The sequence below is a fragment of the Streptomyces sp. NBC_01016 genome (genome assembly GCF_026341035.1).
In the GTDB taxonomy this organism is placed as follows: Bacteria; Actinomycetota; Actinomycetes; order Streptomycetales; family Streptomycetaceae; genus Streptomyces.
In genome coordinates this window covers 3394205-3415251 of sequence record NZ_JAPEOQ010000001.1, presented here as the reverse complement: position 1 = coordinate 3415251, position 21047 = coordinate 3394205, and the positions used below count along the sequence as shown (strand labels likewise).

The 21047-nt window shown below is 72.7% G+C and carries 20 protein-coding genes; 12 read left to right on the top strand and 8 right to left on the bottom strand.

What is annotated here, in order from left to right; translation table 11 throughout:
* The first annotated feature begins 76 nt into the window (after positions 1–76).
* From OG746_RS15705 to OG746_RS15675, 7 genes are all read left to right on the top strand, one after another.
* A complete protein-coding gene (locus OG746_RS15705; RefSeq protein ID WP_266715217.1) occupies positions 77–1057 on the top strand; it encodes a helix-turn-helix transcriptional regulator in 981 nt (326 codons plus the stop codon).
* Between the two features lie 94 nt (positions 1058–1151).
* Complete coding sequence (locus OG746_RS15700; RefSeq protein WP_266715216.1) at positions 1152–1634, top strand: DUF456 domain-containing protein; 483 nt, start codon at positions 1152–1154, stop codon at positions 1632–1634.
* 187 nt (positions 1635–1821) lie between these two features.
* Positions 1822–2499 (top strand): DedA family protein, encoded by a 678-nt coding sequence (locus OG746_RS15695; protein WP_266715215.1) that lies wholly within the window; start codon positions 1822–1824, stop codon positions 2497–2499.
* Positions 2500–2510: 11 nt separating this feature from the next.
* Complete coding sequence (locus OG746_RS15690) at positions 2511–3650, top strand: sensor histidine kinase (RefSeq protein ID WP_266715214.1); 1140 nt, start codon at positions 2511–2513, stop codon at positions 3648–3650.
* Positions 3641–4285, top strand: coding sequence for a response regulator transcription factor (locus OG746_RS15685; protein WP_266715213.1), 645 nt, complete (start codon positions 3641–3643; stop codon positions 4283–4285). Before OG746_RS15690 ends, OG746_RS15685 begins: the two co-directional genes overlap by 10 nt.
* 3 nt (positions 4286–4288) lie before the next feature.
* Positions 4289–4957, top strand: coding sequence for a 4'-phosphopantetheinyl transferase family protein (locus tag OG746_RS15680; protein ID WP_266715212.1), 669 nt, complete (start codon positions 4289–4291; stop codon positions 4955–4957).
* 71 nt (positions 4958–5028) lie between these two features.
* Positions 5029–5406: a PPOX class F420-dependent oxidoreductase gene (locus OG746_RS15675; protein ID WP_266715211.1), complete on the top strand. Its 378-nt coding sequence runs from the start codon at positions 5029–5031 to the stop codon at positions 5404–5406.
* A gap of 22 nt (positions 5407–5428) precedes the next feature.
* Here the strand turns inward: OG746_RS15675 and OG746_RS15670 are convergent, their stop codons facing one another.
* The 3 genes from OG746_RS15670 to rsgA form a co-directional block, all read right to left on the bottom strand.
* Positions 5429–5980, bottom strand: coding sequence for a methylated-DNA--[protein]-cysteine S-methyltransferase (locus OG746_RS15670; protein WP_266715210.1), 552 nt, complete (start codon positions 5978–5980; stop codon positions 5429–5431).
* The gene (locus OG746_RS15665; RefSeq protein WP_266715209.1) at positions 5977–7416 is read right to left on the bottom strand and encodes a DNA-3-methyladenine glycosylase 2 family protein; all 1440 of its coding nucleotides are present in this window, start codon (positions 7414–7416) and stop codon (positions 5977–5979) included. Before OG746_RS15665 ends, OG746_RS15670 begins: the two co-directional genes overlap by 4 nt.
* A 196-nt stretch (positions 7417–7612) precedes the next feature.
* Positions 7613–8782, bottom strand: coding sequence for a ribosome small subunit-dependent GTPase A (rsgA, locus tag OG746_RS15660; protein ID WP_524540414.1), 1170 nt, complete (start codon positions 8780–8782; stop codon positions 7613–7615).
* A gap of 368 nt (positions 8783–9150) precedes the next feature.
* Between rsgA and OG746_RS15655 the strand changes: the two genes are divergently transcribed.
* The 3 genes from OG746_RS15655 (at position 9151) to OG746_RS15645 (ending at position 12027) form a co-directional block, all read left to right on the top strand.
* Entirely contained in the window at positions 9151–11067 is a 1917-nt protein-coding gene (locus OG746_RS15655) for a potassium channel family protein (protein ID WP_266718980.1), read from the top strand.
* A gap of 175 nt (positions 11068–11242) precedes the next feature.
* On the top strand, positions 11243–11683 hold the full coding sequence (locus OG746_RS15650) for a DUF6325 family protein (protein ID WP_266715208.1): 441 nt from the start codon (positions 11243–11245) through the stop codon (positions 11681–11683).
* A 44-nt stretch (positions 11684–11727) separates the two neighbouring features.
* On the top strand, positions 11728–12027 hold the full coding sequence (locus OG746_RS15645; RefSeq protein WP_266715207.1) for an SHOCT domain-containing protein: 300 nt from the start codon (positions 11728–11730) through the stop codon (positions 12025–12027).
* Positions 12028–12130: 103 nt separating this feature from the next.
* Here OG746_RS15645 and OG746_RS15640 read toward each other — a convergent pair whose 3' ends face one another.
* The 5 genes from OG746_RS15640 to OG746_RS15620 form a co-directional block, all read right to left on the bottom strand.
* Positions 12131–13846 carry an aldehyde dehydrogenase family protein gene (locus OG746_RS15640; RefSeq protein ID WP_266715206.1) on the bottom strand — a complete coding sequence of 572 codons (1716 nt, stop codon included), beginning with the start codon at positions 13844–13846 and terminating at the stop codon, positions 12131–12133.
* A gap of 98 nt (positions 13847–13944) precedes the next feature.
* The gene (locus tag OG746_RS15635; protein ID WP_266715205.1) at positions 13945–15234 is read right to left on the bottom strand and encodes an MFS transporter; all 1290 of its coding nucleotides are present in this window, start codon (positions 15232–15234) and stop codon (positions 13945–13947) included.
* Entirely contained in the window at positions 15231–16166 is a 936-nt protein-coding gene (locus tag OG746_RS15630) for a TauD/TfdA dioxygenase family protein (RefSeq protein ID WP_266715204.1), read from the bottom strand. Before OG746_RS15630 ends, OG746_RS15635 begins: the two co-directional genes overlap by 4 nt.
* A gap of 209 nt (positions 16167–16375) precedes the next feature.
* Complete coding sequence (locus tag OG746_RS15625; RefSeq protein ID WP_266715203.1) at positions 16376–16975, bottom strand: TetR/AcrR family transcriptional regulator; 600 nt, start codon at positions 16973–16975, stop codon at positions 16376–16378.
* 24 nt (positions 16976–16999) lie between these two features.
* A complete protein-coding gene (locus OG746_RS15620; protein ID WP_266715202.1) occupies positions 17000–18517 on the bottom strand; it encodes a class I adenylate-forming enzyme family protein in 1518 nt (505 codons plus the stop codon).
* 99 nt (positions 18518–18616) lie between these two features.
* Here OG746_RS15620 and OG746_RS15615 point away from each other — a divergent pair, with 99 nt between their 5' ends.
* Positions 18617–19228 (top strand): TetR/AcrR family transcriptional regulator, encoded by a 612-nt coding sequence (locus OG746_RS15615; RefSeq protein WP_266715201.1) that lies wholly within the window; start codon positions 18617–18619, stop codon positions 19226–19228.
* Positions 19229–19266: 38 nt separating this feature from the next.
* Entirely contained in the window at positions 19267–20904 is a 1638-nt protein-coding gene (locus OG746_RS15610; protein ID WP_266715200.1) for an acyl-CoA dehydrogenase family protein, read from the top strand.
* The last annotated feature ends 143 nt before the right edge of the window (positions 20905–21047 follow it).

The following is a 21047-nucleotide window of genomic DNA, read 5'->3' as shown; positions in this document are numbered from 1 at the left end:
TGCGGCGGGAATGTGCCGTGGCCGTTTCCCGCCACGGGGGGGTGTTGGAACGGTTCACTGGGGAGGGGATCGCCGGATGCTGCACGCGATAGGTCTGGACGAGGGGCACGAGGCGGCCTACCGGGCGCTCGTCGCGGTGGGCGCGGCCGACGTCCCCGACCTGGCACGGCGCCTCACCCGCGCCGAGCACGAGACCGAGCACGCGCTGCGCCGCCTTGAGCAGCACGGGCTCGCCGCCCAGTCGTCGGCGCGCCCCGGGCGCTGGGTCGCGGCGCCGCCCGGGGTCGCGCTCGGCGCGCTGCTCACCCAGCGGCGGCACGAGCTGGACGAGGCGGAGCTTGCGGCCGCCCGGCTCGCCGCGGAGTTCCGGGCGCAGGCCACCGAGCCCGCCGCGCACGACCTGGTCGAGGTGGTGACCGGGGCGGCGGCCGCGGCCCAGCGGTTCCTGCAGATCCAGCTCGGCGCGACCGAGGAGGTGTGCGCGCTGGTCACCGGCAACCCGATCGCGGTGCCCGCCACGGAGAACGACGCGGAGGCGCAGGCCGTCAGCCGGGGCGTCGGCTACCGCGTCGTCCTCGAACGCGAGGTGCTCGCCATGCCGACGGGCCTGACCGAGCTGTCGGCGGCGATCGGCAGGGACGAGCAGGTGCGGGTCGTGGACCGGGTGCCGACGAAGCTGGTGATCGCCGACGGGACGCTCGCCATGGTGCCGCTGACCCGGCACCATGGCGAGCCCGCCGCGCTCGTGGTGCACGCGAGCGGGCTGCTCGAAACACTGAGCGGACTCTTCGAGGCGGTCTGGCGGCAGGCGCTGCCGCTACGCCTTGGCGCGGCGGGCGAGGTGGCGGAGGCCGGCACGGAGGGTCCCGACGGCCTCGACCTGGAGATCCTCTCGCTGCTGCTCGCCGGCCTGACCGACGCGAGCGTGGCCAAGCAGCTGGACCTGGGGCTCAGGACGGTGCAGCGACGGGTGAAACGGCTGATGGAGCTGGCGGGCGTGACCACGCGACTGCAGCTCGGGTGGCATGCGTACGAACGGGGCTGGGTGGCGCGGTGAGCCCGATGCGCCCGATGAGCCCGCCGAGCCCGATGAGACCTCATTGAGACTCTGTTGACCTGCGCTTTCGCCGCACGTGGGGGACCCTGTGCACATGGGAGCGTGGGAACTCCTCCTGGTCGGCGCCGTGATGGTGCTGGGCCTGTGCGGGGTACTGGTGCCGGGCGTACCCGGATCGTGGCTCGTGTGGGCCGCACTCGCCGTGTGGGCGCTGCGGGATCCGAACGGGCTGGCCTGGGGTGTCCTCGTCGGCGCCACCGTCGTCCTGCTGGCCTCCCAGGTGCTGCGCTGGCAGCTGCCACCGCGCCGCCTCCGGCAGGCGGGCGCGACCCGCCGCCTGGAGTTCTGGGCGGGCGCGGGCGCGGTGATCGGGTTCTGCGTGGTGCCGGTGGTCGGGGCGGTGCCGGGGTTCATGGGCGGGATCTACGTATCGGAGCGGCTGCGGCTCGGGGGCCACGGCGACGCGCTCGCGTCGACACGCACGGCCATGCGGGCGGGCGGCTCCAGCGTGCTGGCGGAGCTGTTCGCGTGCCTGCTGATCGTGGGGGCGTGGCTGGGCGCGGTCATCTGGGGGTGAGCCCCGCACCCTGCGGAAAACCGCGGGGTCATGAGTGCGGATCACCGCACTTTGCCAAACGGTTACCCTCGTAGTGGCCATGAGCTGCGGTTCCTAGCCTGGACAGGAGTCGAGGCAGCAGCCTCGGCGTACCGGACCTCCGGTGCCGCGACGCCGGTGCCGGGACGCCCCTGCCAGGAGACCTCGTATGCACCTCGTGACCTCGGTCGCCGCCGCGGAGCCGACCACCGACATCGCGGGCTGGGCGGCCCATCTCGTCGATGTGCTCGGCGGCCCCGGAGCGGGGCTCGCGATCGCCCTGGAGAACCTCTTCCCGCCGCTGCCGAGCGAGGTCATCCTGCCGCTGACCGGCTTCGCCGCGGGCCAGGGCGCGATATCCCTCGCCTCGGCCCTGTTCTGGACGACGCTCGGCTCCGTCGTCGGGGCGGCGGTCCTCTACTGGATCGGCCGGGTCATCGGCCGTGACCGGATGTACGCGCTGTGGGGCCGGCTGCCGCTGGTGAAGGTGTCCGACCTGGAGAAGACGGAGGCGTGGTTCCAGCGGCACGGCACGAAGGCGGTGCTGCTGGGCCGGATGGTGCCGATCTTCCGCAGCCTGATCTCGATCCCGGCGGGCGTCGAACGCATGCCGCTGCCGGTGTTCCTGTCGCTGACGGCGGTCGGCTCGATGGTCTGGAACTCGGTGCTGGTCCTCGCCGGCTACTGGCTGGGCGACCAGTGGGACCTGGTGGAGACGTACGTGGGCGTGATCTCCAAGGTGGTGCTCGGCGCGGCACTCGTCGCGCTGGTGGCGTACCTGGTCGTGCGGCTGCGCGGCCGGGGCCGCCACCGGGACCGGGAGCGTCGGCCGAACGTCCCCCGGTAGGCTCGGCTCCCGTGGGGTGGACGCAGGCGGGGCGCAGGGGGACGGGTGTGCTCCTCGGGTGCGGCACCGCGATCACCGGCCTGCTGTACCTCGCCGTCGCAGGCGCCGCCCTCGGCCCCTTCCTTCTCCGGCCGCTGAGCCGCCCCCGGGCACGGGCCGCGCTGGCGGCGGGCGCCCGCCGGATCGCCGCCCTCGACCGGCGCCGCCGCACCGGCTGCTTCGGCGACCGCTTCCCGCTGCACTACGAGCCCGGCGACAGCGAGGTCCTGCGCTACGTCGCCACCCGCGCCTACGCCGGAACGGTCACCGCCGTGACGCTCGCCCTGATCGGGTTCGGCGTCGTCATCGCCGCCGTGTTCGCCGCCGCCCTGGTCGGCGGCCGGGTCGGGCCCGCCGAACTGCTCTGGCAGGTCCTGCTCGGCGGCGCCCTGCTCTTCCTGGGCGTACAGGGTCTGCGTTCCCTGTACGCGCTGGACGCCCGGCTGGCCCGCGACACCTTCGGCCCCTCCGAGCGCGAACTCCTGCGCCGCCGCATCGACGAACTCGCCACCAGCCGCGCCGCCGTCGTGCACGCCGTCGACGCGGAGCGCCGCCGCATCGAGCGCGATCTGCACGACGGGCTCCAGCAGCGCCTTGTCGCACTCGCGATGCTGCTCGGCCGGGCCCGCCGCCCGGGGCGTACCCCGGAGCAGGCCGAGGCACTGCTGCGGCAGGCCCACGAGGAGTCCCAGGACGTGCTGGCGGAACTGCGCGAGGTGGCCTGGCGGGTGTATCCGTCGGCGCTCGACGGGCCGGGCCTGCGCGAGGCGCTGGGCGGCGTCGCGGAGCGCAGCCCGGTGCCGCTGCGGCTCGCCTACGACGTACCCGGGCCGCTGCCCCAACTCGTGGAGACCGCCGCCTACTTCGTCGTCTCCGAGGCGGTGACGAACGCGGCCAAGCACGCCTGCGCCACCGACGTCGAGGCCCGACTCGCCCTCAAGGCAGGCGTGTTGACCGTCAGGGTGCGGGACGACGGAACCGGCGGCGCCGATCCGGCCGGCACCGGGCTCAGCGGACTGCGCGGACGCGTCGAGGCGCTCGACGGCCGACTGCGCGTCGACAGCCCCTTGGGGGGACCCACCACCGTGACCGCGGAGCTGCCGTGCGCCTGATCATCGCCGAGGACTCGACCCTGTTGCGTGAGGGCCTGGTGCGGCTGCTCGCGGAGGAGGGGCACGAGGTCGTCGCCGCGCTCGGGGACGCCACCGCGCTGCCCGACACCGTCGACGAACTCGCCCCCGACGTCGTGGTCGTCGACATCCGGATGCCCCCGACGCACACCGACGAGGGGCTGCGGGCGGCCCTGGAGATCCGCGAGCGGCGCCCGTCGACGGGCGTGCTGGTCCTCTCCCAGCACGTGGAGCGCACCTATGCGGCGCAGTTGCTCGCGGGCGGCGCCGAGGGCATCGGCTATCTGCTCAAGGACCGCGTCGCACGGGTCGGGGAGTTCCTGGACGCGCTGGACCGGATCCGGGCGGGCAGCGCGGTCATCGACCCTGAAGTCGTACGGCAGTTGGTGGGGCGCAGCACGCGCACCGACTCCCTGTCCGGGCTCACGCCGCGTGAGCGCGACGTCCTGGAGGTGCTGGCGCAGGGCCACACCAACACGGGCATCGGCGAGCGACTGCACCTGTCCCTGAGCGCGGTGGAGAAGCATCTGAACGCGGTCTTCGACAAGCTGGACCTGCCGCGCGCCACCGGCTACAACCGGCGGATCCTCGCGGTCCTGCGCTACTTGGAGGCCTGACGCGTGGACGACGTACGGGAGTTGCCCGCTGCCGGGCCGGTCCGGCTGTGGCTCGTCACGACGGCGGGGAGCGCTCCGCCGGGGGACGGCGCCGGTGTTCTCGACGCCGAGGAGTCGCGTCGCGCCGCCGCCTTCCACTTCGACCGGCACCGGGTGCGCTACGTCGCCGCGCATCTCGCGCTCCGCGGCATCCTGGGCGAACGGCTCGGCCGCGACCCCGGCGACGTACGGTTCACGCGTCTGGCCTGCCCCGGCTGCGGTGGCCCGCACGGCCGGCCGGCCCTCGCGGACGCCCCCGGCCCGCACTTCTCCCTCTCCCACAGCGGTGACCTCGCCCTGGTGGCGCTGGCCCCCGCGCCGGTCGGCGCCGATGTGGAGGAGCTGCCTTCGGCCAAGGTCGCCGAGGACCTCACGGCGGTGCTGCACCCGCGCGAGCGCGCGGAGCTGGCGGCGCTCGCGGGACCGGAGGAGCGCCGGCTCGCCGTGGCCCGCGCCTGGGTCCGCAAGGAGGCCTACCTGAAGGGGCTCGGCACGGGCCTGTCCCGCGGCACCGACCGCGACTACGTGGGCGTACGGGCCGGCTCCCCCGGCGCCCCGGACGGCTGGTCGCTGCGCGACGTGCCGATGCCCGAGGGGTACACGGCGGCGGTCGCGCTCGGTCCGGAGGCGTAGGTCTCCGGTCCCGGAGCGGTCCGGGTCCACGTCCCGATGTGCGCGGGCCGCCGGAGTGCTTGGCTGTCCGCATGACCGAATTCAGCGATGCCGAACGCGCCTACCTGAAGTCGCAGCGCCTGGGCCGGATGGCCACCGTCGACCCGCAGGGGCGGCCGCAGGCCAACCCCGTCGGCTACTTCCCGCAGGACGACGGTACGGTCCTGATCGGCGGTTACTCGATGGGCGCGACCAAGAAGTGGCGCAACCTGGAAGCCAACCCGAACGTCTCGCTCGTGGTCGACGACATCGCGAGCGTCACCCCGTGGCGGGTGCGCGGCGTGGACATCCGCGGCAAGGCCGAACTCCTCGTGGGACCCCACCAGTTGGGGCCCCACATGAGCGAGGAGGTCATCCGGATCCACCCGCGAAAGGTGCACAGCTGGGGCTTGGAGGAGGACGCGGGCTGAGTCGCCACCCCACCTCCACCTCTCAGAGGGAGCCCTCCAGCGTCAGCAGCTCGACCTTGCGCTCCAGGCCTCCCGCGTACCCGGTCAGCGAGCCGTCCGCGCCGATCACCCGGTGACAGGGCCGCACGATCAGCAGCGGGTTGGCGCCGACCGCGCCACCGACGGCCCGGACGGCGGCGCGCGAGGCGCCGATGCGGGCGGCCACGTCGCCGTACGTGGTGGTGGCCCCGTACGGCACGTCGTCGAGCGCGTCCCAGACGCGCCGCCGGAACTCGGTGCCCTCGGGCTTCAACTCCAGCTCGAATTCCTTGAGTTCACCGGCGAAGTACGCGGCGAGCTGCCGCTCGGCCTCCGCGAACCGCGCGGGGTCGCGCACCCACCCCTCGCCGACGACCCGGCCGCCCTTCTGCCCGGGCACGGAGAGGGAGGTGAGGGCACCGGAGGAGTCGGCGGTGAGCAGAAGCTCGCCGAGCGGACTGGCCAGGGTCGTGTAGTAGACCGTACGGAGTTCGGTGTCGGTTTCGGCGTTGACGTTGGCGTTGGCGTTGGCGTTGGCGTTGGCGTTGTTGCTCACAACTGTCCTTCTACGATGAGGTGTTGGCGCGCGTACGAGCGCCAGGGGCGCCACGCGTCATCGGTCATGGAGTCGTCCTCGGGCACACCCACATCCGGGTCGCCCAGGGCACGCAAGCGGATCAGGGCGGCGGTGCGCGGGGACATGCCGGGCAGCGCGCGCAGCGCCGCTTCGGCGTCGTCACGGTCGGCGCCCGGGTCGAGGCGGAGCGCACCGATGTGCAGGGCGCGGGCGAGCGCGCCGAGCGTGCCCGGCTCGTCGGCCAGCTCCCCCGGCGCGGGGAACAGCCGGTCGACGCTGCCACTGGGCGCGTCGAGCCGCTTGCCGTACCGCTCGACGAGCCGCACGGCCTCCGCCGGCCCTGCGACCAGGCGCAGCGCCAGTTCGTCGGGGTCGGCGGCGCCCGGCGAGCGCAGTCCCGGCCGGGCGGCGACCAGCGGGGCGAGCCTCGGGTCGAGGGCGAGCCGCTCGTCGATCGCGTACGGATCGGCGTCGAGGTCGAAGAGGCGGCGCAGCCGGCCGACGACGGTGGTCAGATCGCGCAGATCGGTCAGCTGGAGGCGTGCGTCCAGCCAGCCGCCACGGTTCTCGGCCTGCGCGCCGGGCTGATCGTGCGTGGTCTCGTCGACGCGTACGACACCGGTGCCGTACGGGAGCCGCAGCGCGCGCCGGAAGGTGCGCGCGCCGGGCAGCCCGTTCAACTCCTCGACTCCGTCGAGGAGTTCGGAACCCAGCAGGTCGAAGACGGGACCGGCCTGATAGGCGCCGCGATGGGCGAGGCGCAGCGGGATTCCGGCGGCGGGGGCCACGGCGAATGAGGGAGGCGCGCGAAGCGCTTCCTTGGAAGGGCGGTGGCGGGAGACGGGCGGGCGCTTGTCCGGCGCCTCGGCGCGCAGCTGCGTGGGGGTGCGGGCGTACACCTCGCGGATCGTGTCGTTGAACTGCCTGACGCTCGCGAACCCGGCCGCGAACGCGATCTCGGTGACCGGCAGCGGGGTCGTCTGCAGCAGGACGCGCGCGGTGTGGGCGCGCTGGGCGCGGGCGAGTGCGACCGGGCCTGCGCCCAGCTCGGCGGTGAGCTGGCGCTGCACCTGGCGGGCGCTGTAGCCGAGCCGGGTGGCGAGCCCTCCGACGCCCTCGCGGTCGACGATGCCGTCGCCGATGAGCCGCATCGCGCGGCCCACGACGTCGGCCCGCACGTTCCAGTCGGCCGAGCCCGGCACCGCGTCGGGGCGGCAGCGGCGGCAGGCCCGGAAGCCCGAGCCCTGGGCCGCGGCGGCGGTGGCGTAGTACCGGACGTTGTGCCGCTTCGGCGTGACCGCGGGGCAGCTCGGCCGGCAGTAGATCCCCGTGGTCTCGACAGCGAAGAAGAACTCCCCGTCGAACCGCGCGTCGCGGCTGCGGACGGCTTCGTAGCGCGTGTCTTCGTCGGTCATCACGCATCCAGTGTCCCGCGAGCCACACCACCCGGCTGGCGGGAATCGGACACGACGCTGCCCATCAAGCCTCCGCGGCCGGCGAGCAAATCAAGCACCCGGCGGCGGGTGCCCAAATCAAGCCCCGCTCTGGGACGAGACTCGCGGGGTCCGGGGCGGAGCCCCGAGACCGCGCCCCCGGTGCAGGCCGAACGAGCTAACGGACACGACCCCGTTTCGCCTCCATCGCCGCCCGGCCCTCGGCCCCCCTCTGCTTCCACACCTTCCGCATATCCGCCCGCAACCTCGCATCCGTCCGCGCCGCAAGCCGCTCGTTCTCCCGCAGGAGCTTGCGGTAACTGTCGAGGCGGCGCTGGTGCAACGCCCCGTCCTCCAACGCGGCCAGCACCGCACACCCCGGCTCGACCGTGTGCGCGCAGTCGTGGAACCGGCAGTCCTCCGCCAGTGCCGCGATCTCCGCGAAGACCTGCCCGACGCCTCCTTCCGCGTCGTACAGGCCGACCCCGCGCAGCCCCGGCGTATCGATGAGCACGCCGCCGCCCGGCAGAGCGAACAGGTTGCGGGTGGTCGTGGTGTGACGGCCCTTGCCGTCCATGTCACGGACGGCCCGGACGTCCATCACGTCCTCGCCCATCAGCGCGTTGGCCAGCGTCGACTTTCCGGCCCCGGACTGGCCGAGCAGCACGGACGTACCGTCGGCGACGACCGCCCGCAGCACCTCCGTACCGTCCCCGTCGTGCGCGCTGACGGGCAGCACCTGCACGCCGGGTGCGGCCGTCTCGACGTCGGAGACGAGGTAGGACAGGCCGACCGGATCCGGCACGAGGTCGGCCTTGGTGAGGACGACCAGGGGCTGCGCGCCCGATTCCCAGGCCAGGGCGAGGAACCGTTCGATCCGCCCGAGGTCGAGCTCGGCCGCGAGGGAGACCGCGATGATCGCGTGGTCCACGTTCGCGGCGAGGATCTGGCCCTCGGACCGCTTGGACGACGTGGAGCGTACGAAGGCGGTCCGGCGCGGCAGATACGCCTGTACGTAGCGGGGGTCGGCGCCGGCCGGGTCGACGGCCGCCCAGTCGCCGGTGCAGATGACCTTCATGGGGTCGCGGGGCACGACGTACTCGGTGTCGGCGTGCACGACCCCTTCCGGTGTGACGAGGTCGCACCGCCCGCGGTCGACGCGCAGCACCCGGCCGGGCACGAGGCCGCGCTCGGCATAGGAGGCGAACGTGTCCGCCCAGTCGGCGTCCCAGCCGTACGCGTCGAGAACGGCGGTGGTGGTGACGGGACCAGAAGAAGTGGAACCAGAAGAAGTGGAACCAGAAGAAGTGGGCCCAGAGGACGTGGACCCAGAAGAGATGGAAGACAAGGGGTGACCCTTCAGAGGGTGGCCCCGGCGCAGGTAATGCAGAGAAAAGGGTGAGGTCAGCCGGTGGCCACAGAGGTGGACTTGATGAGCTTCCGGATGCGGGCAGCGCCCGTCGCAACGACAGCCATCGGTCGACACCTCCTCGATCACGCACTCGGCGCGCACTCCACGGTGGCCGCGGCCACCCCTACGCCGACGACGATAACCACGGCCCCCATCCACCCGCCACCGGTTTTTCACGTGGTCGACCCCGGTGTCGGTGGACGCCACACACATCGAACACGCACCATGACACGGTGTCACTTCCCCACCAGCCCCAGCAGCCCGAAGACCCCGAGCAGTCCCAACAGACGCCCCTGCCCCGGCACATGGTCGTGTGCGGCGACGACGCGTTGGCCGAACGGCTCGGCACCGAACTGCGCGAGCTGTACCGCGCCCAGGTCACCATCGTCGTACCGTCGACGCGCGCCGCGGGCGAACCCGCGCAGGGCGGTGGCCGGATGCGGGCCGCCGCGCTGCTGAGCCGGGTGCAGGCCGCGATGGGCCGGTTCGCGCCGTCCGACGACGACTCGCTCGCCGGTCAGGCGCCGCGCGTCATGGAGGCCGCGGTGCTCAGCGAGGACGTGTTGACGGAGGCGGGCGTGGCGCGGGCGGACGCGCTGGCCCTGGTGCACGACGACGACGAGACCAATATCCGCGCCGCGCTGGCGGCCCGCCGCCTCAACCCCCGGCTGCGCCTCGTCATCCGGCTCTTCGACCGCAAGCTCGGCCAGCACCTGGCCCAGCTCCTCGACCAGGCGGCCGCGCTCGCGCAGCCGGACCTCGCCGCGGAGAGCCTCGACACGTCCACCACCATCCTGTCCGACGCGGACACGGCGGCGCCCGCGCTCGCCGCGACCGCCGTGGCGGGCACCGGCAAGGTCGTGCAGGCCGACGGGCTGCTGCTGCGCGCGGTCGAGCGCGCCCCGCGCGGCCGGGGCCGGTCCGCCGCCCCCGGCCTGTGCACGCTCGCGATCCTCTCCTCGTCGAACAACGACCCGTCGGACACGGAGGGTTCGGACACCTCGGGCCAGGAGGAGCCGCTGCTGCTGCCGGACGACCAGGAGATCGCGGCGGCGGTCGGGCGCGGCAGCGTCGTCCTCGACACCGTCACCCCGACGGAACCCGCACTGCCGCCGCGGCGCCTCGCCGCGCGGGCGCTGCCTCTCGGCTCGCTGTTCTCGCGCCGGGTGCGCTGGTCCCTGGCCGTGCTCGTGGTGTGCGTGCTCGGTCTCGCGCTCGCCACCTGGGCGACGACCGAGTCGAACCCGTGGCGGGCCGGCTATCTCACCATGCTCGACCTGTTCGCCATCGACGAACCGGCGATCGGCGAGCCCGCGGCCCGGCAGATCATCCAACTCCTCACCGGATTCGCCGGGTTGCTGCTGCTGCCGGTGCTGATGGCCGCGGTCCTGGAGGCGATGGGCACCTTCCGCACCGCCTCCGCGCTGCGCCGCCCGCCGCGCGGCCTGTCCGGGCACGTCGTGCTGCTCGGCCTCGGCAAGATCGGCACCCGCGTCCTGGCCCGGCTGCACGAACTCGGCGTCCCCGTCGTGTGCGTGGAGGAGAACCCGGAGGCCCGCGGCATCCCGCTCGCCCGCCGGCTGCGCGTGCCGACGGTCATCGGCGACGTACGCGACGAGGGCGTCCTGGAGGCCGCCAAGGTGTCCAGGTCGCACGCCCTCCTCGCCCTCACCAGTCTCGACACCACCAACCTCGAGGCCGCGCTCTACGCCCGCTCGGTCAAGCCGGACCTTCAGGTGAGCCTGCGCCTGTACGACGACGCGTTCGCCACCGCCGTCTACCGCACGCTGCGCGCCGCCCACCCGCGCGCCCTCACCCGCAGCCGCAGCGTCACGACCCTCGCGGCGCCCGCCTTCGCGGGGGCGATGATGGGCCGGGAGGTCCTCGGCGCGATTCCGGTCGAGCGCCGGGTGCTGCTGTTCGCCGCGCTGGACGTGGCGGGCCATCCGCACCTGGAGGGGCGTACGGTCGCCGCGTCGTTCCGGGCCGGTGCCTGGCGTGTGCTCGCCGTCGACTCCACCGCGCCCGGCCAACGGCGGACCGGCCTCGCGGCGGCTCCGGAGGAGGACGAGTCGGCCCCGGGGCCCGGGCCCGTCTGGGAGATGGACCCCGGGTATGTACTGCGGCCCACCGACCGCGTCGTCCTCGCCGCCACCCGCAGGGGCCTCGCCGAACTCCTGGACTCGCAGTCGTCGTACTCCGCGTACGCGTCGCATCAATAGCAGACCCCGGTCCGTCGCGGTCGGCCGTTGCCGCGACGGGCCGGCCGCGCCCCGGCCGGATGGCCGGTATTGCGGGTCCCGCCGGGCTCGCTCCCGCTGTACCCTCGCCCTAGTATCCGTTTCATCCGATTTGATCGGTTTACCCGATACGGCAATCTAGGGAAGGTGCTCGCCCGTGGCCAGTGGCCTCAACGCCGACACCGTCGGTCCGGTGGATGTCGCCGTGATCGCCTTCGACGGCAACCACTTCAGCGGCGATGTCGCGCCCGCGCTGCGTGACCTGCAGAAGGACGGGACCGTACGGATCCTCGACCTGTGCTTCATCCGTAAGGCGGCCGACGGGTCCGTCGATGTCGTCGAGCTCGGCGACCCCGAGGTCACCGAGCTGTTCCAGCAGGTGGCCGACGTACGGTTCGACCTGCTCAGCGACGAGGACCTGAAGACCGTCTCCGACAACCTTCCGGCCGCGTCCTCCGCGCTCGTCCTGGCCTGGGAGAACACCTGGGCCGCGCGTCTCGGCGCCGCCGTGCGGGACTCGAACGGCCAGGTGCTGATGCTCGAGCGCATCCCGCGCGAATCCGTCGACGAGGCCATCGAAGCGCTCGCCACGGCCTGACGACACAGCTACGTACACGTAAGAGAACGAAGAGGACGGTCAGCATGCCGCAACGATTCGGACGGCCCGGACTCCTTGGCACGATCGCGCGCACCGCGGTCATCTCCGGTACCGCCTCCGCGGTCTCCGGCCGGGTGAACCGCAGGATGGCCGATCGTGACATGCGTCACGAGATGGACGCGCAGGCGCAGATGGCGCCGCCCCCTCCGATGCAGCAGGCGGCGCCTGTGGCCGGTGGCACGGATCGGGTTTCGCAGCTTCAGGCGCTTGCCGAGCTGAAGGCGCAAGGGTTGCTCACGGAGCAGGAGTTCGCGGCGGAGAAGGCGCGCGTTCTCAACGGTTGAGTGACACCGGCCGGCCCACCGCCCCACACGGTGGACCGGCCGGAGTTTTGTTGCGGCGGTCCGTGCCTACGCCATGCCCAGCCGCCGCAGGGGCTCGAGGTGCTCAGCCCCGCAGCGCCGACGCGAAGATTCCCGGCAGCTTGGCCGCGGACGGGGCCGTGGTGTACGCCGTGAGGCGCTTCATTGTGGTCAGGCCCGTGCGGTTCGTTACGTAGAACGGGGGGCGCGGGGACAGGGACGGGGAGCCGGTGAAGAGGCCGCGGGGGGACGGGGCGAACGGGGCGCGCACCACCGTCTTCTCGATGTCCTCCAGCATGAACGCGTTGTGCACGAAGCCGATGCCGCTGCCGATGTCCTTGCGGGTGTTGCCGGGGAAGGCGCCCCACGGCGTGTAGCCGAGCAGGAAGCCGAAGGCCGACCAGACGTTGACGCCCAGCGTGCCGTAGCGCAGCGCGGCGATCGCGTCGGCGACCGCGCCGGAGTGGGTGCGCTCGGTCTTCGGGTGCACGAGCAGCGTGGCGCCGAGGGTGCCGGGGAGCTTGTCGTTGGCGAACTCCGTTGCCGCCGCGAGGAAGTGGGGCGCGTCGGCGCCCGGGAGGCGGACCACGCCGAGGGCGCTGGCGAACACCTCGTCCGTGATCATGACGTCGTCCATGCCCTCGATCTCGGGGACGAGGACGCGGCAGGAGTCGTCGATGCCGAGCTTCTCGGCGCCCGGGTGGGCGTCCGTGACCTTGGCGACGCGGTCGGCGGCGCCCGGGTAGTAGTCGGGCCGCGGCGACAGCTCGGCAAGGACCTTGCGGACCTCGGCGAGCAGCTTCTCCGTGCCGTCCCACTCGCGGGGCACGACGAGGACCTGCGTGGCGATGCAGTTGTGGCCCGAGTTGTTGAGCTTGCTGGTGACGATGTTCTCGGCCTGGAAGCGGAAGTCGGCGTCGCTCCACGGGCCCGGCGTCACGATGCAGGGGCTGACGCCGCCGAGCTCGCTGGTGAACGGCTTGCTGATGAGCGGGGCGTCCTCGGCTCGGCGCTGTTCGGCCTGCTCGTCGGTGCCCCACACGATGGCGTCGTGGGTGCGCTCGCTGCCGGTGACGTGGATGGTGTCGATGTCCTCGTGCCCGGTGAGGTACGCGCCCTCGGCGGCGCCGCCGTCGACGAAGCGGACCCAGCCGCGGTCCACGTACTCGGCGAAGACCTTCTCGAAGTGCGGACGTAGATAGGCGTTGACGGGGTTCATCTTGGCGATGACGACCTCGCCCTCCGCGTACAGCTTCTGGAGGATGTCGAGCGGGGTGATCGAGGCGACGTTCCCTGCGCCGAGGACGAGGGAGACGGCCGACTCGCCGGGGCGTCCGCGGTACTCCCCCGCCGCGCGGGCCAGGACCTGCTCGCGGGTGGTGCCGGGCAGCGTCCACACCTGCGCGGTGAAGCCGTTGAGCAGCAGCCGGTCGGAGGTGAGGGTCGGGAAGACGTCGACGACGGTGCGGCCCTCGTGGCTGCGCACGGACTTGGGGTCGATCGGCTCCTTGCCGGCGGCGAGGCGGCGCAGGACGTGCAGGTAGGCGGTGATCGTCTGGGCGAGGGCCCACGGCGCGGTGATCCAGTCCTCGGCGGCCCACTCCGAGGTCTCGGCGTAGCCCTTGGCGGTGGCCGCGTCGGCGACCATCGCGGCGGCCCCGTCGGCGATCCGCGGGAGCGTCCGCTCCAGGAGCGCGATGCGCTCGTCCAGCGGCGTCGCGGTCCAGGACGGTGCGTGCTCGCGCAGGTCGCTGACGGCCTGGTCCAGCGGTGAGGTGTCGAGTGCTGCTGCGGCGCTCACGGGCAACTCCTAGGAAACGCGGGGGGAATGGGGGGTAGTGCCGTCGATCATGTCATCCGGGGGTAACCCCCGGTAAGGGCAGGCTGCGTGACGGAAGGTCAGCCGGTCAACCGGGCGCGGTCGCGCTCCGGGTCGATCAGGGCGAAGGCGAGCACGGCGCCGACCGCGACGAGCACCCCGGTCACGAACACGGCGTGCTGGTACCCGGCGTCGCCCTGCGCGTCGACGAGGGCGCCGACGACGGCGGGCGCGAGCAGCCCGGACACCGTGACGAGGGCGTTCATCAGGCCGAGGGCGCCGCCGCTGCGGGCGGCCGGGGCGAGTTCGGCGACGGTGGTCGCGGCCACGGTGGCGTACGAGCCGCTGAAGCCGAAGCCGAGGGCGACGAGCACGGTCTGCGCGGGCACCGAGTCGACGAACGGCGTCAGGAGGCAGCAGACGGCGCCGATCGCGAGCATGAATCCGCCGACCCAGCCGCGGGCCTTCCTGCTGACGACGCCGCGCCGCATGAGCCGGCCGGTGAGCGCGGCCTGCCCGAGCAGGACGACGGCGCCGACGGCCCAGGGCAGGACGACCAGCTTGCCCGCGGTGGACGCCGAGTAGTCCAGCGCGTTGCGCAGATACGACGGCATCCACACCAGCATCAGCGCCACGGACCAGTAGCTCATGAAGTACGCGAGGGTGGTGCCGATCCACGTACGGCTGGCGAAGATCTTCCGGTACGCGACCTGGGGCGCGGCGTCGCCGGCGGCCTTCGTGGTCGCCGTGGCACGGGCCCGCGGGCTGTCCGCGCCGAACAGCGCCCACAGCACGGCCCACAGCGCGCCGATCCCGGCGAGCACCCACAGGGCCGAGCGCCAGCCGTGGTGCTGGATCATCCAGGACAGGCTCGGCGAGGAGACGATCACGCCGAGCGTGATGCCGATGGTGATCAGCGCGCCGGGCAGGTTCCGCTTGTCGTTGGGGAACCAGGACAGCGTGGCCTGCTGGGCGACGGGGAACGCCGGGCCCTCCGCGGCGCCGAGGAACACCCGCGAGCCGATCAGCACGGCCAGTCCCCCGCCGATGGCCGCGGGCACCTGCGCCACGGACCAGAGCACGGCCATCACCAGGAGCAGCAGCTTCGGCGACACCCGGTCCGCCGCCATCCCCACCACGATCGCGGCGACGGAGAACAGCAGGAAGAACGCGCTGTTGGCGAGTCCGAACTGGGTGGCGCTCAGGTGCAGATCGGCGCGGATCTCGTCGGCGGCGAGGCCGAGCACGGACTTGTCCGCGAAGTTGACCATCATGAAGACCACGAGGAGCGCGGTCACGGTCCAGGCCCGCCGCCCGCCCGGCACAGCCGTCTCAACTGCCGTGCCCGGCACGGCGGATGCGGTGGTCACGAGAGCGGCACTCCGGCGATCGCGATGCGCTCCATCACGCGCTTGGCCGGGAAGTAGTCGTTGACCGCGTAGTGCTGGACGGCGATGTTGTCCCAGATCGCGATCGAGTCCGGCTCCCAGTGGAAGCGGATCTGGAACTCGGGGATGCGCGCCTGGAGCACGAGGATGTCGAGGAGCTCGCGGTTCTCCTCCTCGGACAGGCCCTTGATGTACCGGGTGAACGGCTCGTTCACGTACAGGGTCCTGCGGCCGCTGCGCGGGTGGCGCACCACGACGGGGTGCTCGACCTGCGGCCAGCTCTTGCGGAACTCCGCCTTCTGCTCGTCGTTCATGAGCGCGCCCCAGCTGGCCTCCCAGTCGTGGACCGCGACGAGGTTCTCGATCCGCTCCTTGAGGTCGTCGGGCAGGTTGTCGTACGCGGCGCCCATGTCGCACCACATGGTGTCGCCGCCCGCGGCGGGCACCTCGACGGCGCGCAGCACGGCGCCGAGCGAGGGGTTGACCATGAACGAGTGGTCGCTGTGCCAGATGTTCTTGTTGCCGGCCGCCTTGGCGTCCTTGGCGAGCCGGGAGATGCCGACGGTGTCGGTCTTCCCGAAGAACGGGTTGGGCTCCGGCGGGCCCCAGAGGTTCGAAAGGGCCATGTGGTTCTCGGAGTTGAAGCCGGTCTGCCCCCGGAAGAAGATCACCTTCCACTCGAGGAGCGCCGCGCGCAGCTCGTCGGCGAGCTCGTCGGTGATCGGCTTCGTCAGGTCGACACCGCTGAGCACGGCCCCGAAGTGCGGGGTGAGCGGGTTGACCTCGAACAGCTTGTAGGCCACCTGCTCCGCGCCCGGCGCGAGCCGGTCCAGGACACGGCTCCCGTAACGCATCAGGGGCTTGTCCAGTACGGGCTTGGGGTTCTCGACGGGGGCCGTCGCGACGTCGTGCATGGGGGGTCCTCCCAACAGCGAACGCTATTACGTAACTGGCAGTATCGATATTGGATTCCGGCAGGGCAAGGGGTCTGGGCCCATGGATTTCAGGAATGTCCCGCGGGGCGTGTGCGACGCCCTGCGGGCAGCACAAAAGCCGCACCCGGCGATAACTCGCCCGGCACGTACGGGATATGGCTGTGGGTCAGCTGGCGGCTAAGCCCTCGTTACCGGACGTCGACCGCCCTGCCGATCAGGTCCACCACGGAATCGACCAGCTCCTTCTCCGGCGTCCGCTGCTCGGCGACGAGCCGGAAGACGAGGGACGAGGCGATGAGGGTCGTCACGTCGGTGATCGGGACGTCGGCCCGTACGTCGCCGCGCGCGATGCCCCGCTCCAGCAGATGCCGCGTCTCGCTGGTCACCCGCGTCACGTACGCCCGGAACGCCTCGCGCCCCGAACCCGCCTCCGCCGCCGCGCTGATCACACCGGCGAGCAGGCGGTCGACGCCGGGCTGCCGGTAGGCGCGCACACGCTCCATGAGGACCGCGCGCAGTTCGGCCCTGAAGTCCCCCATGTCGGGCACCGTCAGCGTCCCGACGCGGGACTCGGCGGCGGCGATGATCAGGTCCTGCTTGGTGGGCCAGCGCCGGTACATGGCCGGCTTGCTCACCCCCGCGCGGGTCGCGACGGCGTCCATGGTCAGCGCGCCCATGCCCTGCTCCGCCACCAGCTCGACGACGGCCTCGAGCACGGCCTTGGTGACGTGCTCCTGACGCGGCCGCCCCGGCCCCCTGCGCGCTTGCTGTACCTGCTCATCGGCCATGCCGAGACCCTACAGCCGCGCAGCTCAGGCCAGTTCGGCCCGCAGCACATGCTTGGTGATCTTCCCCGATGGCGTACGCGGAAGGGCCTCGCGCAGGATCAGCTCGCGCGGCACCTTGTAGCGGGCGATCCGCGCCTCCAGCCAGTCGCGCATCCCGTCCCGATCGAGCCCCGCACCCTCGCGCGGCACGACGAAGGCCACCACGGTCTCGCCCCACTGCGGGTGCGGCCGGCCGACGACGGCGACGTCGAGCACGTCCGGGTGGCCCCGCAGCGCGCCCTCGACCTCCTGCGACGCGACGTTCTCGCCGCCGGTGATGATCACATCCTTCATCCGGTCGACGAGCGTGACATAGCCGTCCTCGTCGATCCGGCCCAGGTCACCGCTGCGGTACCAGTCACCGGCGAACACCTCGGCGGTGGCCGCCTCGTCGTCCAGGTAGCCGAGCATGCGGGTGTCGGTGCGCAGCCAGATCTCGCCGCTCTCGCCCGCCTCCGCGTCGCTCCCGTCGGGGCGTACGACGCGCAGGTCCACGCCCGGCATGCCGCCGCGTCCGATCGCGCCCGCCTTGTCGGCGTGCTCGGCCGGGAGGAGCGAGGCGCCCGCGGGCCCGGTCTCGCTCATCCCGTACACCTGCTGGAAGTTCTCGGTGCCGTACGCCTTCATCAGGCGGCGCACGGTGTCCGCGTCGAGGGGGCCCGCGCCGTAGAGCCAGGCGCGGACGGACGACACGTCGTAGTCGGCGTAGTCGGGGACCGCCTGGGTCGGGGCGATGAGCGCGATGGGCGCGCCGAACAGGGCGGTGATCCGCTCGCGCTGGATGACTTCGAGCATGCCGCGGGGCTCGTACTCGCGCTGGAGCACGACGGTGCCGCCCGCGAACAGGGTGCCGAGGGTCATGTTGTTGAGCGGCGCCGCGTGCCAGATCGGCATGCAGATCAGGAAGCGCTCGTCGCCGCGCATCGACATCGTCGCGGCGGAGTACGCGGCGGTCAGGGCGGCGGTGCGGTGCGAGTGGACGCAGCCCTTGGGGGTGCCCGAGGTGCCGGAGGTGTAGAGGATCTCCGCCACGTCGCTGTCCGGGCCCTCCTCGCCGGTCCATGGTTCGGCGGCGGCGACGAGCGCCTCGAAGGCGTCCGCCGGGAGCTGGTCCGCCGGGGTGTCCGGGTGGCTGAGCAGCCAGCGCACGCCCGGTTCGGCGGCGGTCGCGCGCTCGCCGATCTCCGCGTCGACGAGGGCGATCCGCGCCCCGCAGTGCTTCAGCTGGCGCGCCACCTCGGCCGTCTGCAGCTTGTGGTTGACGGGCACGAGGGTCGCGCCGAGCGACCAGGCGCCGAAGGCGGCGAAGAGGAAGGCGGGGGTGTTGTACGTCATCACGGCCAGGCGGTCGCCGGGGCCGAGGCCCGCGTCGCGCAGCACGGCGGCGGAACGGCGCGCGGCGGCACCGAACTCCCGGTAGTTCCACCGCTGTTCGCGGTAGACGACGGCTTCCTTCGTACTGCCCGAGCGAACAGCGCTGTCCAGCAGGGCACTGAGGTGCATCACGTTCTCCTGACGGGCCTTGAGGCCTGTGTCGTGTTGCCCCACCGGCGGAACCGACCGACCATGGCGGGAAACTCTGAATGATGGTTCACTGCTTGCATGGCCTACCGCAAGACCCCCGCCGAAATTCGCCGGCTCGAAGCGGCGCGCGAACACCTCGTCGCGTGCGCCACCTCCGTCGTCGCCGAAGTGGGCTGGGCGCAGGCCTCCGTGACGGCGGTCGCCGACGCCGCCGGGATCGCGGCGGGCTCGGTCTACCAGCACTTTCCGTCGAAGGCGGCGCTCGCGGTCGAAGTGTTCCGTCGGGCCGCGGCGCGGGAGGTGACCGTGGTCGGCGAGGTGCTCCAGGGGGACGGCGACCCGGTGCTGCGGCTGCGGCGCGGGGTGGAGGTGTTCGCCCGGCGCGCGCTGGAGAACCGCGGCCTCGCCCACGCCCTGCTCGTCGCCCCCGCCGACCCCAAGGTCGGCGCCGAGCGCATCGACTACCGGCGCCGCTACCACACCCTGTTCGCCGAAGTCGTGCACGAGGGCATGGCGGCGGGCCTGCTGCCGAAGCAGAACGGCGGGATCACCGCGGCCGCGCTCACCGGCGCGATCGGCGAGGTGCTCGCCGACCCGCTCGCCGCCCACGACGAGGCCGCAGGCAGCGAGTTGATCGCCGAACTCACCGCGATGGCGCTGCGCTGCGCGGGCGCACCGACCGCCGCCTGACCCGCTCCCCCACCCCGCTCACGTTGAAGGAGCCCCTCATGCAGTCGAACCCCTCGCAGACGCACGAAGTGACCAACCAGGCCCCGCCGTTGACCGGACACGACGCCGCCGACGACGCGGTCCTCCTGGAGGGCGTACGTCGCGAGGGCGCCGGGTGGCACATCGACGAGCTGCACCGCTTCGGCCGCTACGTGGGCAGCGAGGAGGCCCGCCTCTGGGCCGACCAGGCCAACCGGCACGAGCCCGAGCTGCGCACGCACGACCGCTACGGCAACCGCGTCGACGAGGTCGACTTCCACCCCTCGTACCACTCACTGATGCGCGCGACGGTGGCCGCGGGCGCGGCGGGCTCCGCGTGGGCGGACGAGCGACCGGGCGCGCACGTGGCCCGCGCGGGCACCTTCATGCTCGCCACGATGCTGGAGCAGGGCCACATGTGCCCGGTCTCCATGACGTACGCGGTGGTGCCCGCGCTGCGCCGCGCGCCCGAACTCGCCAAGGTCTACGAGCCGTTGCTCACGAGCACCGTGTACGAGCCCGGCCTCCGGGCCCCCTCCGAAAAGCGCGGCCTGCTCGCCGGGATGGGCATGACGGAGAAGCAGGGCGGCACGGATGTGCGCGCGAACACGACGGCCGCGGTCGAGCAGGCGGACGGCACGTGGCGCCTGCGCGGCCACAAGTGGTTCACGTCGGCGCCGATGAACGACGTGTTCCTGGTCCTTGCACAAGCCCCCGGTGGTCTGTCCTGCTTCCTGGTCCCCCGCGTCCTGCCCGACGGCAGCCGCAATACGTTCCGCATCCAGCGTCTGAAGGACAAGCTCGGCAACCGGTCGAACGCGTCCAGCGAGCCGGAGTTCGACGACACGGTGGCCTGGCTCGTCGGGGACGAGGGCAAGGGGGTGCGCACCATCATCGACATGGTGACGATGACGCGGCTCGACTGCGTCCTCGGCTCCGCGGCGCACGTGCGCGAGTCGCTGGCGCAGGCGGCGCACCACAGCCGCCACCGTTCCGTGTTCGGGGCGAAGTTGATCGACCAGCCGTTGATGCGGAACGTCCTCGCGGACCTGGCCCTGGAGTCGGAGGCGGCGACGACGCTCGGGCTGCGCCTCGCGGGCGCCGCGGACCGCGCCCAACGCGGGGACTCGGGTGAGCGGGCGTTCCTTCGTCTGGCCACGGCGGTGGGCAAGTACTGGGTGTGCAAGCGGCAGCCGGTGGCGGTCGCGGAGACCCTGGAATGCCTGGGCGGCAACGGTTATGACGAGGCGTCAGGCATGCCGCGCCTCTACCGCGAGGCCCCGCTCAACGGTATCTGGGAGGGCTCCGGCAACGTCAACGCACTCGACATGCTGCGGGCGTTGACCCGCGAGCCGGAGTCCCTGGAGGCGTTCCGGGCGGAGGTCGAGGCGGCGTCCGGCGCGGATGCCCGCCTGGACACCGCGTGGCGTGAACTCCAGGCGGAACTGGCCTCGCCCGAGGACGCGCAGCTCCGCGCCCGCCGCCTCATCGAGCGGGCGGCGCTCGTCCTCCAGGCGTCCCTCCTGGTCCGGCACGCGCCGGCCGCGGTCGCCGACACCTTCTGCGCGACCCGCCTGGCAGGCGACCGCGGCCTGGCCTTCGGCACGCTGCCGCCTGCGGCGGACTTCGGGGGGATTCTGGGGCGGTTGCCGGCGTAGGAGGTCTACGGGGCGGTTTCGGCGGGGGCCGGGGCCCGGGTGCCGGGCCCGGAGGCGTTGCTGGGGCGGCTGCCGGCTTGAGGGGTGGACTGTGACGTGGGCCTACGACGGGGTCGTGGCCTGACGTCACGGTTCCGGTCTCC